General features: G+C 44.0%; 14 protein-coding genes and 2 pseudogenes. 4 read left to right on the forward strand and 12 right to left on the reverse strand.

Going from position 1 to position 16137, the window contains the following annotated elements; translation table 11 throughout:
- The 8 genes and pseudogenes from AACT52_RS38810 to ebsA form a co-directional block, all read right to left on the reverse strand.
- Window positions 1-520 (reverse strand): annotated as a pseudogene (locus tag AACT52_RS38810) (RNA-guided endonuclease InsQ/TnpB family protein); the annotation flags it as partial.
- A 93-nt stretch (window positions 521-613) separates the two neighbouring features.
- The gene (locus AACT52_RS38815) at window positions 614-1105 is read right to left on the reverse strand and encodes a YajQ family cyclic di-GMP-binding protein (RefSeq protein WP_073635582.1); all 492 of its coding nucleotides are present in this window, start codon (window positions 1103-1105) and stop codon (window positions 614-616) included.
- A 131-nt stretch (window positions 1106-1236) separates the two neighbouring features.
- Entirely contained in the window at window positions 1237-1632 is a 396-nt protein-coding gene (locus AACT52_RS38820; protein ID WP_073635583.1) for an MAPEG family protein, read from the reverse strand.
- Window positions 1633-1690: 58 nt separating this feature from the next.
- The gene (locus AACT52_RS38825) at window positions 1691-2194 is read right to left on the reverse strand and encodes a DNA recombination-mediator protein A (RefSeq protein WP_073635584.1); all 504 of its coding nucleotides are present in this window, start codon (window positions 2192-2194) and stop codon (window positions 1691-1693) included.
- Between the two features lie 105 nt (window positions 2195-2299).
- Window positions 2300-2563: a hypothetical protein gene (locus AACT52_RS38830; protein WP_233154177.1), complete on the reverse strand. Its 264-nt coding sequence runs from the start codon at window positions 2561-2563 to the stop codon at window positions 2300-2302.
- A gap of 90 nt (window positions 2564-2653) precedes the next feature.
- A pseudogene (locus tag AACT52_RS38835) lies at window positions 2654-2713 on the reverse strand (PadR family transcriptional regulator); the annotation flags it as partial.
- Window positions 2714-3137: 424 nt separating this feature from the next.
- Window positions 3138-4232, reverse strand: coding sequence for a phosphotransacetylase family protein (locus AACT52_RS38840; protein WP_073635586.1), 1095 nt, complete (start codon window positions 4230-4232; stop codon window positions 3138-3140).
- A 302-nt stretch (window positions 4233-4534) separates the two neighbouring features.
- Window positions 4535-4909 (reverse strand): type IV pilus biogenesis protein EbsA, encoded by a 375-nt coding sequence (gene ebsA, locus AACT52_RS38845; RefSeq protein ID WP_073635587.1) that lies wholly within the window; start codon window positions 4907-4909, stop codon window positions 4535-4537.
- A gap of 199 nt (window positions 4910-5108) precedes the next feature.
- Here ebsA and AACT52_RS38850 point away from each other — a divergent pair, with 199 nt between their 5' ends.
- Together AACT52_RS38850 and AACT52_RS38855 are read left to right on the forward strand one after the other, a co-directional pair.
- Window positions 5109-6083, forward strand: coding sequence for a radical SAM protein (locus AACT52_RS38850; RefSeq protein ID WP_073635588.1), 975 nt, complete (start codon window positions 5109-5111; stop codon window positions 6081-6083).
- Window positions 6037-7449 carry a glycosyltransferase gene (locus AACT52_RS38855; protein ID WP_073635589.1) on the forward strand — a complete coding sequence of 471 codons (1413 nt, stop codon included), beginning with the start codon at window positions 6037-6039 and terminating at the stop codon, window positions 7447-7449. Before AACT52_RS38850 ends, AACT52_RS38855 begins: the two co-directional genes overlap by 47 nt.
- 59 nt (window positions 7450-7508) lie before the next feature.
- Here the strand turns inward: AACT52_RS38855 and AACT52_RS38860 are convergent, their stop codons facing one another.
- Window positions 7509-9506 (reverse strand): DNA polymerase III subunit gamma/tau, encoded by a 1998-nt coding sequence (locus AACT52_RS38860; RefSeq protein WP_073635590.1) that lies wholly within the window; start codon window positions 9504-9506, stop codon window positions 7509-7511.
- Between the two features lie 322 nt (window positions 9507-9828).
- On the opposite strand from AACT52_RS38860, the gene AACT52_RS38865 reads away from it, so the two are divergent.
- A complete protein-coding gene (locus tag AACT52_RS38865) occupies window positions 9829-10533 on the forward strand; it encodes a hypothetical protein (RefSeq protein ID WP_073635591.1) in 705 nt (234 codons plus the stop codon).
- Window positions 10534-10854: 321 nt separating this feature from the next.
- Window positions 10855-14595, forward strand: coding sequence for a CHAT domain-containing protein (locus AACT52_RS38870; RefSeq protein ID WP_443216686.1), 3741 nt, complete (start codon window positions 10855-10857; stop codon window positions 14593-14595).
- A 38-nt stretch (window positions 14596-14633) separates the two neighbouring features.
- Here the strand turns inward: AACT52_RS38870 and AACT52_RS38875 are convergent, their stop codons facing one another.
- The 3 genes from AACT52_RS38875 to AACT52_RS38885 form a co-directional block, all read right to left on the reverse strand.
- Window positions 14634-15146 carry a hypothetical protein gene (locus AACT52_RS38875; RefSeq protein ID WP_073635593.1) on the reverse strand — a complete coding sequence of 171 codons (513 nt, stop codon included), beginning with the start codon at window positions 15144-15146 and terminating at the stop codon, window positions 14634-14636.
- Between the two features lie 229 nt (window positions 15147-15375).
- Window positions 15376-15564, reverse strand: a complete 189-nt coding sequence (gene rpsU / locus AACT52_RS38880; protein ID WP_073635594.1) for a 30S ribosomal protein S21 — start codon at window positions 15562-15564, stop codon at window positions 15376-15378.
- Between the two features lie 129 nt (window positions 15565-15693).
- Window positions 15694-16014: an RNA recognition motif domain-containing protein gene (locus AACT52_RS38885; protein ID WP_073635595.1), complete on the reverse strand. Its 321-nt coding sequence runs from the start codon at window positions 16012-16014 to the stop codon at window positions 15694-15696.
- Window positions 16015-16137: the final 123 nt, after the last annotated feature.

The following is a 16137-nucleotide window of genomic DNA, read 5'->3' on the forward strand; positions in this document are numbered from 1 at the left end:
GGCGACTTGTAGAAGCCCCACCAAGAGCCGTCAGGCAGGGTGGGGAGAACGTCACTGAAACGTCTGACATTGCCTAACCCAGCGTTTTTGTTGCCCCAACTGCACAAATATTCGCGCGCAGCGTTCTCGTCCCTCTTCTAAACCGACTGACAGGACGGACAACGCCACTCTCGAACTTCCAAATCCAGATTTTCTAGAACGTGTCCACAACTAGAACAAGTCTTGCTAGACGGATACCATTGATCTATAAATATGACCTGCTTGCCTTTCTTTTTGGCAATCGACTCTAAAATTTGTAGAAATTCCCCAAAGGGTAGGTCTGATATCTTGCGTCCCCAAAGACGTTGCATCCCCTTAAGATTGAGTGTTTCAAAACACAGCACATCAAACTTATTGGTTAGGTCGTGGGCTAACTTCCACTCACCAATCACGTAAGCGCGTTAGAAATGTCCTCATATTTGCGTACTAAATTCTTTCTAGCTCGTTCCCGATTGGATGAGCGTTTCAACTTTTTAGAGTGGGGCACAGCAATGCTCTGCCCCTACGGTGTGCGTGTATTCTATACAAGTGAGAATCCGTATCTTTGTCCTAAATTGTTATTAACAACTAAGGACTAACGATAATTTGTAAATTGCAAAGCAACAGGCAAATCTTCTTGCTTGAGCCGTTGAATAACAGCTTGCAAGTCATCTTTATTTTTAGCGGTAACACGCACTGCGTCCCCTTGGATCGAAGCTTGGGCCTTTTTGAATTCGTCGCGAATCAACTTGGAAATTTGCTTGGCAATCTCCTGATTGATGCCTTTTTGAAGTTTGATTTCTTGACGAACCCGGTTACCACTAGATGATTCTACTTTGCCAAAATCAAAGATTTTCTGGGAGAGATTACGCTTTGCTGCTTTTTCGCGCAGTATATTGTGTACGGATTCTAAAGTGAACTCGCTGTCAGTGTTCACGGTAATACTTTGTTCACCTAACTCAACAGTTGTTTGAGTATCTTTGAGGTCGTAGCGACTTTTAATATCTCGCACAGTTTGGTCAACAGCGTTGACCAATTCTTGTCTATCAAAGTCGCTTACAATGTCAAAGGAATAGGTAGAAGCCATAAAGCATTTCGGATTTTAAATTTTGGATTTTGGATTGGTAATTAGTAATGACTAGTAGTTAATGGTTATTGAATTTTTTATGAATCAATTAACTACTAACCACTAACCACTAACTAGTCCTCACTTTCCAATTAGCTAGTTGCTTGAATAATACTGAGGACAATGAGTGCGGCATACCCAAGGGAGCCTACGACAAACATGAGCGAGCGTAAAACGGGTATATTCAAAATATAAAAAATCGAGTATAGCAACCTAGCCACGAGAAAAGCGATGACCGCCCCAATAGCTAGGGGAGAATTAACACCCGTTACATATGCCATCAAAGCTGCTGCGGCAAAAATCATAAACGCTTCAAACGAGTTTTGGTGTGCCCAAGTAGCTCGTTGAGCGTATGGTGGTAGTTTATCAAACATGGCACGGGGAGCAGACATATCGTATCCAACACGGGCACGAGCATAACTTACCACTAGAAAGGGCAGGTAAATCAGTACGACCGCAGCAGCAATAGAGTACAAAAAAATAATCATTAGTCACTAGTCAAACACAAAACTTAAACACAAAGGACAAAGGACAAATGACAAATGATTAATCAAAGTAGAATAATGTCACCACCTTTCTTTGTTCTTCTGCATCTTTACAAGTTCGCAGCAGAATGCCACTTTCGTGAAACGCAAAGCATATCAGTTGCTGACAGCGCGAGACAATCTCCTGATTGCACAAGTAACTAGCTTCAGCAAGGGACAGATGGTCATTATTAGGATTTTCCACCAGATGCATTACCTGTTCTAGTTGCTGGCGCGATTCATGAGGCTGGCGTTCTAAGCTTTGAGGTAGAATCACCGTCAACAAATTGGGATCAGCCCGCATTGCTCCCTTAATGGCAGCTGAATTCGTACCCGCAGCGCCAGAGGTGATGAGCCGATTGCCTGATAAAACCAGGGCATAGGTCATCATCTCGATGAGATTCTGATGGGTAATCGGGACATGACGTGAACCCAGCAACGCGATTCGCTTGGAACCCGTTTGCTGGATTGTCGCCAGTTCTTGCGCTAATGAATCGACGTTGATAAGGTCTGTTGACTGGCTCAAAGACGGACAAAATCAGATTAAACAACCTAGCTATTGTAACAGACAAAGGGGGAGTTCCCTGTAAGCTATTTATCCTTGAGTAGAGATGCAATGCCTGCTGTTTTATCAACTTAATAGCTGGATTGCTTGCCCACACCAAGCAATCCAATGTGTTTCATAACTTATACCATTCAGCAGAGTCAGGTACTGAAACTTTGCTTCTTCTGCCAGTTGTTGAGGATTTTGGGAGTATCGTCGCTCTAAAGCTTTGTATGTAGACAATTTTTCTTGGTGCGCCTGACGATGACGCTCTAGCTCTTCCAGGATTATCTGCTTTTGAGCAACGTAACCGCCAAAAATTTTAACCAGTAAATCGTCTTTTATCGGCATGGGTTCAGAGGCTTGTGCAATCCACTCTAAAAGCTGCTGGTTTCCTTGTTCTGTAACCTGGTAAAGCTTCTTATCTGGGCGTCCTTCTTGAGGAATTGTCTCGGAAGCAATCCAGCCTTGTGCTTCGAGTTTAGATAACTCGCGGTAAATCTGCTGGTGACTGGCTGACCAGAAAAAGCCGACTGAACCGATCGCAGTTCAGTGCCGAATGGAGAGTGAGGGTCACTTCACCAAAGTGCTTCATCCTTCACCTGCTCACCAAAATCGGCAAATCCCAGAACCAGTATTACCTAACGGAATACCATTACATCCGAGGAAAAAAAATTCTGCAGATCATAACCAATTCAAAATTCAAAATGGTCAAGCTGTATCTTACTCAAATCAAATCTCTGACAGATGATTTGTAAGGGCACTACACGGTGGCGCTGTGCCCCTACTCTCCATCTTCATGAGTGGGTCAAACTGTGTATTGAAATCAGTGGCGAAAAGTATTAGCAAGTATTAGCAAGCAATAGCAGATGTGCTAGACTGGGTTCATGGAAACACAAGATTACCATGAAGCTATTAAGGGTTTTTAAGAGACTGCTGCTGCTGGACTTAAATCCAGTAGAGCAAGCAAGCGGTCAACATCAAAATGTTCAGCCATGAGATGGCGGATGCACTCGACTTTAATAGGTTCGTTGACACGAACTGTCCCAAAAGTGCGGTCAATAATTTCCACAGTCGTTAGGGTATCCAAGTCAACCGATAAAATTGGGATTTCTAATTCTTCAGCGCGATTGAGAATGAAAGGCGGGGGAGGCAATTGTCCGGTGAGAATCAGGCATTGGGTAGAAGTTTCCAAAGCAGCTTGCTGAATTTCTACGCGATCGCCCCCTGTCACCACTGCCATATTTCGCCGCTTCCGAAAATACTTGACTGCGGCGTTGACATTCATCGCCCCAATAGCCAAGCTTTCCACCATCAAATCCAAGCGTTCATTGCAGCAAAGAACTTCTGCATTGAGCTGTTTTGCCAGTTCCCCAACGCTGACACTGCAAAGCAAAAGACTTTTTGGTAACATTCCCAGTACGGGAACACCATGCTGTTCCAGAAACGGACGGATCGTGGTGTTGACAGCTTGTAATTGTTCTGTAGGAATATCGTTGATCACAACACCAATTAGGCGATCGCCGATGCGCTGTTTAGCAGACAATAAAGCTTCAACTGAAAGCAGCGATTTGTACCGGGCTACCAAAAGCACAGCAGCATCCACCACTTGGGCTACTTGTAGCACAGACAAATTAAACAAGCTGCCTTCTTCCAAATTACCAGGACCCTCAAGCAACACTAAGTCGCCGAAGAGCATTTGCGAATATTGCTGCGCTAGGGACTTTTGATAATCTATCTTATTCTCCCCGCGCAAACGTTTTTGCACAGTGACTTCATTCAAAACCAGTATTGTCGGTGCAATACGGTTTTTTGGCAGCTTAAGGCTATCAGTAATGAACTGAACATCCTCCTCAACCACGGTTCCCTCTGATTGACTCAAACATGTGCCTAGCGGTTTGCCATAACTAATATCGAGCCCTTTGCGCTGTAGTTGATAAGACAAACCTAGGACTGTTGCAGATTTGCCGCAGTAAGCCTCCGTAGATCCAATTAATAAGTATTTAGCAGATTTTGGCACACATGCACTCCTAATTTCAAAAGTCAAGTACCTTTCAGTACTTTGGTTGATTTTAGCTGTAGACGCCTGTAAGCCACCGGCAAGCAAAGCAACCTGATAGCTAATTGCTGACAGCTTTTTACAATTCAGCTAGGTTCTACTCATTTTAGGTCGAACTATGCAATTCAAGTTGTAAAGGAACTTGACTATAAGAATGATTGCTCAACTTGCAAGGAGTGTTGATGGTTCAAAAAAAGTTATTTTTAGTGGTAAGCACAGCCATAACCGACAATTTATGTAGTTATGTTGCAAAAACCTACAATTTAATCCTCGATACGCAGTAGCTTGCGGTAAAACGCTTGGGAAAAATCGGTTACGCGGTAACGTTTATAATTTTCTATGACTTCAATTAAAAAATTAATAAACTCAAAGCTTGCCATCATCACCTCATAGCTTAACTCCGCGTTGCCATCAAACTGCATCCGGCAACGGGTTAAGTCTGAGGGTAGAGTCGCAACATTCCAAGTCGTGACAAAGGGAATATTATCACTGCCTTCTATCTTCCGGTGCCCCTCCAAAGCACCCTTTTGATAGAGACTAATCGCATAAGGCAAGAAATTGCGTTTGCTACCCTGAATATAAGGCAAGTAGACGCTTGCTTGTTGTTGAGTAGCGGGTTGGAGTTGCTCTAAAGCCATCTTTAAACATTCCTTAAGTAAGTTGACAACTAGGCTGCTTAGAGGATGTCAATAGTATTCCCAAAAAAATTTATGTTTACACATCCGTTGCGGGAGACAAAAGGACACGGGGACAGGGAGAATAACGAATGACTAATTGGTTGACTCTTTGTTAACTCCGTTTCAAGATGTCTTAAGGAAACTTAGGTGGTTTTACGCTATGGCTCCACTGGTCGCAAACTACTACTTGACTTACCGCTGTAATGCCAGATGCCATTTTTGTAACATTTGGTCATTAGAGCCTGGAAAAGAAGCTGATTTTCAGACAATTAAGCATAATTTAGAGGATTTACGCCGCTTGGGAGTCAAGTATGTGGACTTTACGGGTGGTGAACCGCTGCTGAGGCATGATGTAGGGGAAATTTATACGGAGGCGAAACGTCAGGGTTTTATCACCAGCATGACGACGAACACAATTCTGTATCCCAAGAAATCCAAAGAAATTCAGGGATTAGTAGACTATTTGAATTTCTCTTTGGATGGTGGAGATGCAGAAATTCATGATCAGTCGCGGGGAGTAAAAATTTTTGACACATTGGTAGAGTCGGTGGCGATCGCCAAGTCTCTGGGACAATACCCAGTACTCAACCACACTGTCACCGCTCAGAATTACCATCGCATTGACGAAGTGGGAGAATTAGGCAAAAAACTCGGTGTTCGGGTTTGGCTGAACCCAGCCTTTACAGCACACGAACACTACAACTCGAATAAGAATCCCACGCCGGAAATGGTAGCAGCAATTGAAAGAACAGCAAAGAAATATAACAATGTCGGGTACAATAGGGCTGCACTCGCTTTTATTGAAGCTGGGGGGAATAATACTAAAAATCCCCGTTGTAAAGCGGTAGATGCCGTTATTGCGATTTCTCCTAACGACGAGCTGCTGCTACCTTGCTACCACTTCGCCCAAACGGGAATTCCCATCAATGGGCGACTGTACGAGCTTTATCGCGAGTCTGAGGAGGTAGACAAATACCGCCAATCTCAAGGTAAACTCAACGTATGTGAAGGTTGCACTGTTTGGTGTTACTTAATACCCAGCTTCTTTATGGGTGTAGACAAATACTGGTGGTTGAATCAGGTAACCTATGCCAGCGAATTCCTGGCCCGACAACGATTCTTACAACGAGCTTGATCCGCTCAACTCGTTATTTTCTGAACTCTCTGTGTCAGAAGAGGAGTTAGAGGAGGAGACATTCACGAGCGTGTCTGTTCCATCCCGCTTTCAAGGTCGTAGACGCAAAGCCGCTCTAGTTTTGACGATGGTCTGGAGTGGCACAATTGCACTGCATTTAGTTTCCTGGGGAGCTCTGTTCATATTAGGGCTAACGACCATCATAGGAATTCACGTCCTAGTGGTGGTATTTGCCCGACCAAAACGTATGAACGAGCAAATCCAGGGAGATTTGCCATCTGTATCAGTGTTGGTGGCAGCTAAAAATGAAGAAGCAGTCATTGGTAGATTAGTCAAGAACCTTTGTAACCTGGAATACCCAGAAGGACAATATGAAGTATGGGTGATTGATGATAACAGCACCGACAGGACGCCCCAGTTGTTGGCAGAACTAGCGCAGGAATACGACAAACTGAAAATACTGCGGCGAAAGCCAGAAGCAGGCGGAGGAAAATCAGGAGCGTTGAATCACGTGCTAGGGCTGACAAAAGGGGAGATTTTGGCGGTATTTGATGCCGATGCTCAAGTGTCATCGGACTTGCTAATGCGTGTCATACCGTTGTTTCAACGGGAAAATGTGGGCGCAGTGCAAGTGCGAAAGGCGATCGCCAACGCCAATGAAAATTTCTGGACAAAAGGTCAAGCCGCAGAAATGGCAGTGGATACTTTTCTGCAGCATCAAAGGACAGCGGCAGGCGGTATTGGCGAACTGCGGGGTAACGGTCAGTTTGTCCGGCGAGAAGCGCTGTTGCGTTGCGGTGGCTGGAATGAGGAAACAATTACCGATGATCTAGACCTGACATTGCGCTTGCATCTAGATAAGTGGGATATTGAGTGCGTGTTCAACCCAGTGGTAGAGGAAGAAGGCGTGACAAATGCGATCGCCCTCTGGCATCAGCGCAGCCGTTGGGCAGAAGGCGGATATCAGCGGTATTTAGATTACTGGGATCTGATTCTCAAAAACCGCATGGGAACCCGCAAAACCTGGAATTTATTCGTATTTTTTATACTGCTCCAGTACATTTTACCGACAGCGGCAGTGCCAGATTTATTGATGGCGATCGCCCGACATCGTCCACCAATTTTAAGCCCAGTAACTGGCTTGACGGTGACGGTATCAATGGCGGGAATGTTTGCAGGTCTGCGGCGCATACGTCAACAAAAGGAATTCAAACTATCCACTTATCTTGTCCTGCTGCTTGAGACCTTGCGTGGTGCTTTATATATGTTCCACTGGATTGTGGTCATCAGTAGCACCACAGCCCGAATGTCACTGCGACCAAAGCGCCTGAAATGGATCAAAACTGTCCATCAAGGTAAAGAATAAAAAATGAAGAGAGAAGAATGAAGAGAGCAGATTTTTTTATCTTCTCTCTTTTATTTTGTTCAAAATTCATCTTCCGCCTCTGAATCATCTTCCCACTCAGAGAGGTTTGTTAAGTTTGGTCGTTCTGTGTCATCTGTAAATCGGATGATTTCTCCATCGAAGAATTGTGCCAAACGTTGAGCTGCGGCTGCGACTTCATCAACTTCCCAATGTTCTGTGGAAGCTTGAGGTTGAGGTGGGGAAGGTGTAGCACTGCGATTGCTGGCGTCTGAAGTAGGTACCGTACCATTATTCGTCAGATTTGAAGTTGTTGTCGGAGGTGTTTCCCTTGATTTAGGAACTTCAGGAGAAGGCGGACGAGGAGGTTCGTAACTTGCAGGAGTGACGGGCTTGTTTTGAGCAGGAGAAGTCTTGGCAGGGATAGAAGTTGATGCGGTTGCGAATTCCAGGTTTATCTTGACGTCACACTTGAAAGTTTCCTTAAACGCTGCGGCAATTTTAGGTTGGTCTGATTGGACTTTTTTATACCATGCTTGTTTAATGGCAACACGGGCTACAGCACCATCAAATTCTATAAGATGGCACATTTGGCGCAGTAATTCTCGCCTGGAAATCGGCTGGAGATTGGCAAGCACTTGCTGCCAAACTTGGGTTAAGTCAAATTGTGTTACCTCACTAACTTCGTGTGTTTGGGATACAGACGATACGGCTTCTACTTTAGGGGGAGATGAGGGAGATGAGGGAGTTTGTGATGAGTTATGTGTTTGGTGGTTTTTTACTTCTTCTACTTCTACAGTTTTTGAAACGAATTCAGTTGTTCTCAGGTTGTTTTCTGGTGCTGATACGGAAGGTGTCTCGCGGCTTACAACTGGTGTTTGTTCACCTTGGACTACAGCTGGTGCAATTGGAGGCGGTGAAACTCTGGGTGTGAAAACTGCGCCTCTACCGTTTTGCTGAACAGGGATATTTGCTGAGGGTAACAATCCCAGCAATGTAACCTCTAACCACAAACGAGGTTGTGTGGTGTTTTTCAGTTGCACTTCAGCGGTTCGCAAGTGTTGCTGTCCCGCCAAAATTGTACTTATGTCAAATTCTTGGGCAAAATCAATCAGCGCTTCCCAAGTTTGGGGAGTACAAGCAACCAAATCGTTGCGACGAGACGCAGTTTTAGCAATCAGTAAATCTCGGTAAAATCCAGCGAAATTTTGGAGAATAATCAGAGGTTCGCGGCCGGAATCTAGGATTTTTCGAGTGCAGTCTAGAACAGCTTCGGGGTTGTCAGAGGCGATCGCATTCAACAAAAAAAGCAAATCGCGTTCGCTTACCGAACCGACCAAATCCCAAACTTTATCTGGTGTGACTTCACCTGACAATAAACTTAACTGGTCAAGGAGACTTTCTGCATCGCGTAATCCGCCTTGAGCAATTTGTGCTATCAGCGTGATCGATTCTGGAGTAATATTAATATTTTCTTTGTAGGCGATATAACTTAAATGGTTTGCCATCGCTTCTAAATTTATTCGGCGAAAGTCGAAGCGTTGACACCGGGAAATAATAGTAGGTAAGACTCGTTGCGGGTCAGTCGTCGCCAGTACAAAGACAACGTGTTTCGGTGGTTCTTCGACTGTCTTCAGTAGCGCATTGAACGCTGCGGTACTGAGCATATGGCATTCATCAATAACATAAACCTTATACCGACACTGAATGGGGGCATATTGCGCTCTTTCTATAATTTCGCGGATATTATCGACACCAGTGTTACTTGCAGCGTCAATTTCAATAACATCTAAAGAATAGCCTTTGGTAATTCCCTGGCAAACATCACATATGCCGCAGGGTTGAGGCGTAGGTTTGTCATGATTAACACAATTAAGCGATTTTGCCAAAATACGAGCGCTGGAGGTTTTGCCCGTACCTCTAGGACCAGTGAACAGGTATGCAGGGGCAATTTTGGCAGCACGGATAGCATTGGTCAGGGTGGTAGCGATCGCCTCTTGCCCCACTAGTTCAGCAAAATTCTTTGGGCGATACTTGTGGTGCAGGGGTTCGTAAGACATGGATTTGAAATGTCAATCCCTCTGAGGGTTAATTACTAGCACCCAACCGAGTTTGGGATGAAACCATTTTAAACACACACAGTCAGTTTAGACATTGATAATTCTTTGTCGGTAGTACAAAATTACCATAAAGAAACAGTATATGGTTTAAAGATATTTTTCTCTTTGTGCAAATATTTATGTCTTACTATTGACGCAAAAGTTCCCATGTGTACATTTTATTTACATCTTATTTAATTGAGTAGCGCAATAGTGCAGTGCCCAGACGCGTAAGACACCGCTACAATCTTATGGTAAACACCAACACTTACGGGTGCGGGAGATGCTCAAGCGGTTAATTCAATGGCTCAAAAAGTTTTTTCAACGCTTGTTTGGCAAAAATCAGACTCTAGCCAAACCAGGGGCAAATGTTCAAAAAGAACCGCCTCCACCCCTTACCGATACGGATCTGGAATTTCTGTTTACAGAACTCTTAGAAGGCGTGCATCAGGCACGAGGGCAAGCATGGGCGCAGAAATGGCTGGATAATATTGAACATCGTGTTTCAACTCAACGTTGGGTGGAGTGGTTGCAGCGTTTTGGCGAAAGATTGCTAGCAGCACCTACACCCAATAATGAATTAGCCTCCCGAATGGTACAACTAGGTGAGTTGGAGGTTGGAGAAGTTGGAAACGTTGCCTATGATATTGGGATGCAGTTGTTAACGCGTGCAGGCGGCGAGCCAATATGGGAATATGAAGGACCAGATGCAGGAAAGCAAATCGCTGCAACCGCAGAAAGTCTCGACGAACAAGCCGAAGTGATGCAAGTAGAAAACCTTCCAGAAGGAGAAAACCTTCCAGAAGGAGAATACCAAACGATCACGTTAGATCAGTTGTTGGTGCTATTGCAGGAAGATGAAAACTTACGCAACCAGATTTCTGAGCAAATGGGAATTGAGACTGACGATCCACAAGTGATTATCCAGGCTTTGCTGAATCAATTCCATGATGCTAATGGATCGAGTACAAATCAACTAGAACCATAATTGAATACCTAATTTTTCCTGGTAATTTGTATATTAAGATACTGTAAAGTACAGGTTCTTGGTTGCTTTTCTATGTAAAACTGTTGTGAATTACAAACAACCTTCTTTCACAGGGCTGTTAGTATGCTGTTGGTTTTCCAAACATATGAGCAATCGCTTATGTGCTTATGTGAGGTTTTTGGGTAACTCATAACTTTTTTAACACTGTGATCGCTAAAATCTTATGAACAACCTCCAGTAGTGCCCGAAATGCTCAAGCGGCTAGTAAAGTGGCTTAACAAGTTTTTCAGATTCCTCTTTAGGAAAAAGCAGACTCGTTCTATGTATCCTACAGGGGAACAGAAGGTGGAATCTCCACCTGAACTGACGAATGCGGATTTGGAATTTTTGTTTACTCAGCTGCTAGAAGGTGTGCATCAGGCAAGAGGGCAACAGTGGGCGCTCAAATACATCCAAAGAATGGAAAATCGGATCTCTGTTGAGCGCTGGATAGATTGGCTGCTTGATTTTGGCGAGAGATTGTTGATATCTCCTGCACCAAATATTCAATTAGCAGAACGCATGGTACAGCTAGGCGAACTGGGTATCGGGACAATTGGAGATTTATCTTACGAGATTGGATTACGGTTGTTGACGCGAAACTTAGGCGAAGCGTATTGGGAAAATGACGACGCACAAGACACAGAAACTATAACTCCTGCAACTCCGCTGATTTTAATACAAGAAGGGTTGACACCAAAAGCCGACAAACAGGATTCAGACAATAAACGCAGGTATGAAAAAGAAACGACAATGCCTGCACCGGTTTCTAACTCTCCACAGGAAGAGCATATCAATCATCAAGAGGAATTGATATGGGAATACGATGGACCAGATGCCCAAACTACTCCATCACCTGTGATAACTCCGGTTGAGCAAGGGGAAGAAGAATCTCGGGTAGCAAAAGAAATGCAAGCAGTCACATCTGAAGCTCGTATATTGCCTGAGTCTTCGGATTTATCGCCACCTGTCGCTGTAACGTTGGATGAATTGTTAGTCAGGTTAGACCAGAGTACCAGTTTAGTTCAGCAGCTGGCTTCTGGGCTAGGAATTCAAAGCGAAGCACCAGTCAAGACGAATTCGCTCAGCAATCAACTACAGCAGAGTCCTTTTGAACCAGCACAAGCATGGTTTTACAAAGGCCTTAAGCAAGCAAAAACAGGTGATTTATCTGCAGCAATTGCATCTTACGACAAAGCGATAGAAATTAACCCCAACTCCCACGAATATTGGTTTAACCGGGGGCTAACACTATTTTACTTAGGGCATTTTTCAGAGGCGATCGCATCTTACGACTCTGCAATTGCCCTCAAACCTGACTTCTATAAATGTTGGTATAACCGAGGCGGGGCACTCGGTGAAATAGGACGCTTTGAAGATGCCATCTTCTGCTTTGATACAGCTATAGAGATTAAGTTCAATTATCCCGATGCTTGGTCTAGTCGAGGTATGGCGTTGCAGAAGTTAGGACGTCCAATGGAAGCAGTTGGCAGTTATGACCAAGCATTGATGCTGGAACCCGAAGACCAAGATAATTGGTATCAGCGGGGTATGGCGTTGGCACAGGCTGCGCGAAAAAATGATGCGATCGCATCGTTTGAGAAAGCCTTAGAAATCCAACCTGACTTCGATTTAGCGTGGTACAGCCGAGGTGTACAACTTTCTGATTTAGGACGATTTGAAGATGCTATAGCAAGCTTAGAGCAAGCAATAGAAATTCAACGCGACTTTTACGAAGCTTGGTACGCCTTGGCAAGTGCGCTGGGTAAAATAGGGCGACATGAAGATGCGATCGCATCTTACGAACAAGCAGCTCAAATCAAGCCAGCCTCACACGAAGTTTGGATTGATCGCGGTGTGGTAGAGGCGAATTTGGGACGCTGGGATGATGCTATTTCATCGTGGGACAAAGCTTTAGAAATCAAACCCGACTACTACTTAGCCTGGTTTAACTGCGCGATCGCATTGGAAAATTTAGGACACCATCAAGAGGCAATTGCTTCCTATGATAAAGCTATAGAAATTAACCCCGAGTTTGACTTAGCTTGGTACAACCGAGCTGTAGTACTATTTTATTTGCAGGAATTTGAAGAAGCGATCGCCTCATATGACAACGCTTTGCAAATCAAACCTGACACTTGGGAAGCTTGGATTGGGCGAGGGTATGCAGCAGGAAATGTAGTTTCTAGCGACTCGCCCCTGACTTTTTTCAGTACCATAGCTGCAGCAAATCCAGATTTATGTGAACGCGGCTATCAAGGAAAATTGGCAAGCTACGAGCAAGGGTTGAAATATGTTCGCCAAAATACACAGCCAGAAGGTTGGGGTAGGTTGCGTCTGGCGCTTGGCAATGCACATTATGAAGAAGGAAAGAGACACACCACACCTTGCTATTATTGGCACCAAGCCGTAGATGAGTACAATCAAGCGCTCAATACTCTCACAGCAGAAGCTTTTCCTCAATTACATCTAGAGGTTTTGCAAAACCTGATCAAAACGCTTGTATGTTTGGGGGAAACTTCGCAAGCGCAAGAATTACATCAATATGGTACAGATTTATTGCAGTACTTACTCAATGAAACCACTGAGTCTGATGAAGGGAAAAAAGAGTTGGCGCTCAAGTATGCAGGTTTTGAACAGTTGGCAGTTGATATAGCCATGCAGTTCGGTGAGATAGCGCAAGCTTTAGAAATTGCGGAACATGGGAAAAATGCTTGTTTAACCTGGCTTGTTTCTGATTGGACAGATGAGATTATTTCCCCTAACTATCGATCAATTCACCAGCTTCTCAACCCCACCACTGCAATTATCTACTGGCATATCAGCCCTTGTACCTTACGCACCTTCATCATTAAATACAACTCTCCAGAACCGATTCCTATTTTTACACCTGTACTCAATGTAGCGGTTATTGATGAAATGCCTCTACCCGAAGCCGTGCAACGCTTAGTTGAATTTGAAGATTGGCTAGAAGATTGGAATCAACAATACACGGAATATCGGCAACTCCAGGCAAATGACGCATCGAACAAAAGTAGTCATTCTTGGCAAGCAGATATGGAACAGAGGCTATTAAATCTAAAAAATATCCTCAATATTTCCACAATTGTCAATGAACTCGAAGACATCACTCATCTGATTTTAATTCCCCACCGTGACTTACACAGATTTCCGCTCCACGCCCTTTTCAATCTCTCTTCTCGTTGCGATGAAGAGTTATTCCAACCGCATAGTTTCACATTTACATATCTGCCTAGCGCCCAAATTGGCTTGTCTTTGGAATCTCAACCTCCCCATCAAGTGCAAATACCATTACTGTTTGTGGAAAATCCCAAAAGTACAAATGATCCTGCACGACAATTTGCTCAACTCGAATCTGAAGCGATTAATCTGATGTTCACTCGTTGCCAACGTATCCAAGGCACACAAGTTTCTAAAAGCCAGTTAGAAATTGCTTTATCTGGTAATTACAATATATTTCATTTTCAAGGCTATGTAACTGACAATTTTAGTCAGCCGCAAAAATCAGAATTTGTGTTAGCTGGTGAAGACAAATTAACCGTAGAAGAAATCTGCAATAAGCCAATTGCGAATTACAACTTGATCACTCTCTCAAGTTGCGAAACAGCGATGAATGGCAACCAAAATATCACCACCGAATACGTCGGTTTAGTCAGCGTTTTTCTCACTCAGGGAGTCAGCCATGTATTAAGTACACTGTGGGCTACAGAATCGGCAACCAGTGCTTTAGTGATGATAGAGTTTTATCGACGACTTCAGCAAAACAAATCGCCAGCCACTGCCTTGACAGAAGCAACTCAATGGCTTAAGGAATTGACTGCTGGCGAATTCAAACAATGGTATGAACAATTACGAAATCAACTAGCTCAAAGAGGAGTCATAATTAAGGAAGATTTAGCCACGCAATTGAATAGAAGTGGTGAGATCCCAGCAGAAACAAAGCTTTACAATCATCCTTACTACTGGGCAGCATTTAAAATTACAGCTAAGTTTTATTTTTAAAGCAGCACATATAATCGCCACGCAAGCGATACAGTATTTTAAATCAACGTTGCTGTTGCTGACTCTGCAAGCAGCCAAGCTTTCTGAGTCCATGCTTCATTGAATAACCCAACCGTTGGCACTTTCAATTCAAATGGATGGGGTGGTGGCACAAGCAATGAAGGTGAATTTTTGTCATAAGCCTGAACTAAGCTGACTATCCAAGGGAGAAAGTCTAAGATTTCCCCTGGCAATAAGGTTAACTCGAAGTCCCACACGCGATTAAGACCTCGACATTCTTGCCCCTTTTTTACTATCGTGACTCTACCAGCGCTTTTGTTTATGGCTAACCGAAGAATAAAGGGGCGGAATGGGATAAATTCGTCAGGTGCTGTGTAAGCGTAGACATTCACGTAGTTCAGGCGTTGCCTATCATCCACCCAAGACGCGATAGGGGAATTACTACTATAGGATGCACCAATTATTCTCACCGGCACATTCATCGCAGCAGCGAACAGACAGTAGAACTCATGCCTAAGTTCGCTAACTATATGTTTGGTTTCTGGGGTCACGGTTACTGTACCTGTTAACAAAACATTCGTTAAATGAATCTTTTTTAAACTTATAGTCCACTCTCACTCAAAATATCTTGTGATCTTTAAAGCGTGGTTACTGTTCGTACTTAGTCGTGCTGTGTTCCATCAGCAATGGTTGCCAGACGCAGTCTAGCATGACTGAGCGCTGGCTTAGTCATAATGACCTCAGTTGGATCAGCATGGCTTCATTTGCTGACAGTTGTCCTCAATAGCGGAAACGACTCTTACGTTGCTTGTGCTTAGCAACTGCTTTACGCTTGCGTTTTTGAAGCGGTGTTTCAAAGTGACGATGCTTCTTCAAATCTGGAAAAATTCCTGCCTTGGAAACTTCTCGTTTAAATCTCCGGAGGGCTGACTCAATTCCTTCATTTTCGCCAAGAATCACTTGGGTCATCCTATCTCCTTTTAAATTAGCTAAATTAGTGGTTGGACATGAGCAATTGTGTAAGCTGGATAGCAAAAAAGGGCAGACAAGGAATCTGCCCTTGAAATCTTAGAGTTAAATTCTTTGTATCAAAGCTGATTAGTAGCGATCGCGAGAGTATCCACCACCACCACCGCCACCACGATTATTGCCCCATCTACCACCAGAACCTGAGTCTGACTTGGGCTTAGCTTTATTAACCTTCAGGTTACGACCCATCCACTCAGCACTGTCTAGGGCTTCAATCGCTGCGGCTTCTTCTGCCTCTGATCCCATTTCTACAAAAGCGAACCCACGCACACGACCCGTTTCCCGGTCTAGAGGCAATTGAACGCTCTTAACAGTTCCATATTCTGCAAAGACGCGTTTGAGGTCATCTTGCTCGACCTGGTAAGATAAATTACCGACGTAAATTGACATGAAACATCTCCAGAATCAGACTATGTAGAGGGTTAGATTCGGAGAGACGCTTGTAAATAGATAAAACACAAACTGCACAACCGAATATAAATCCTACAACCCACGATAACATAAATCTACAAA

This window comes from Scytonema sp. HK-05, assembly GCF_963872035.1.
Classification (GTDB): domain Bacteria; phylum Cyanobacteriota; class Cyanobacteriia; order Cyanobacteriales; family Nostocaceae; genus Kalymmatonema.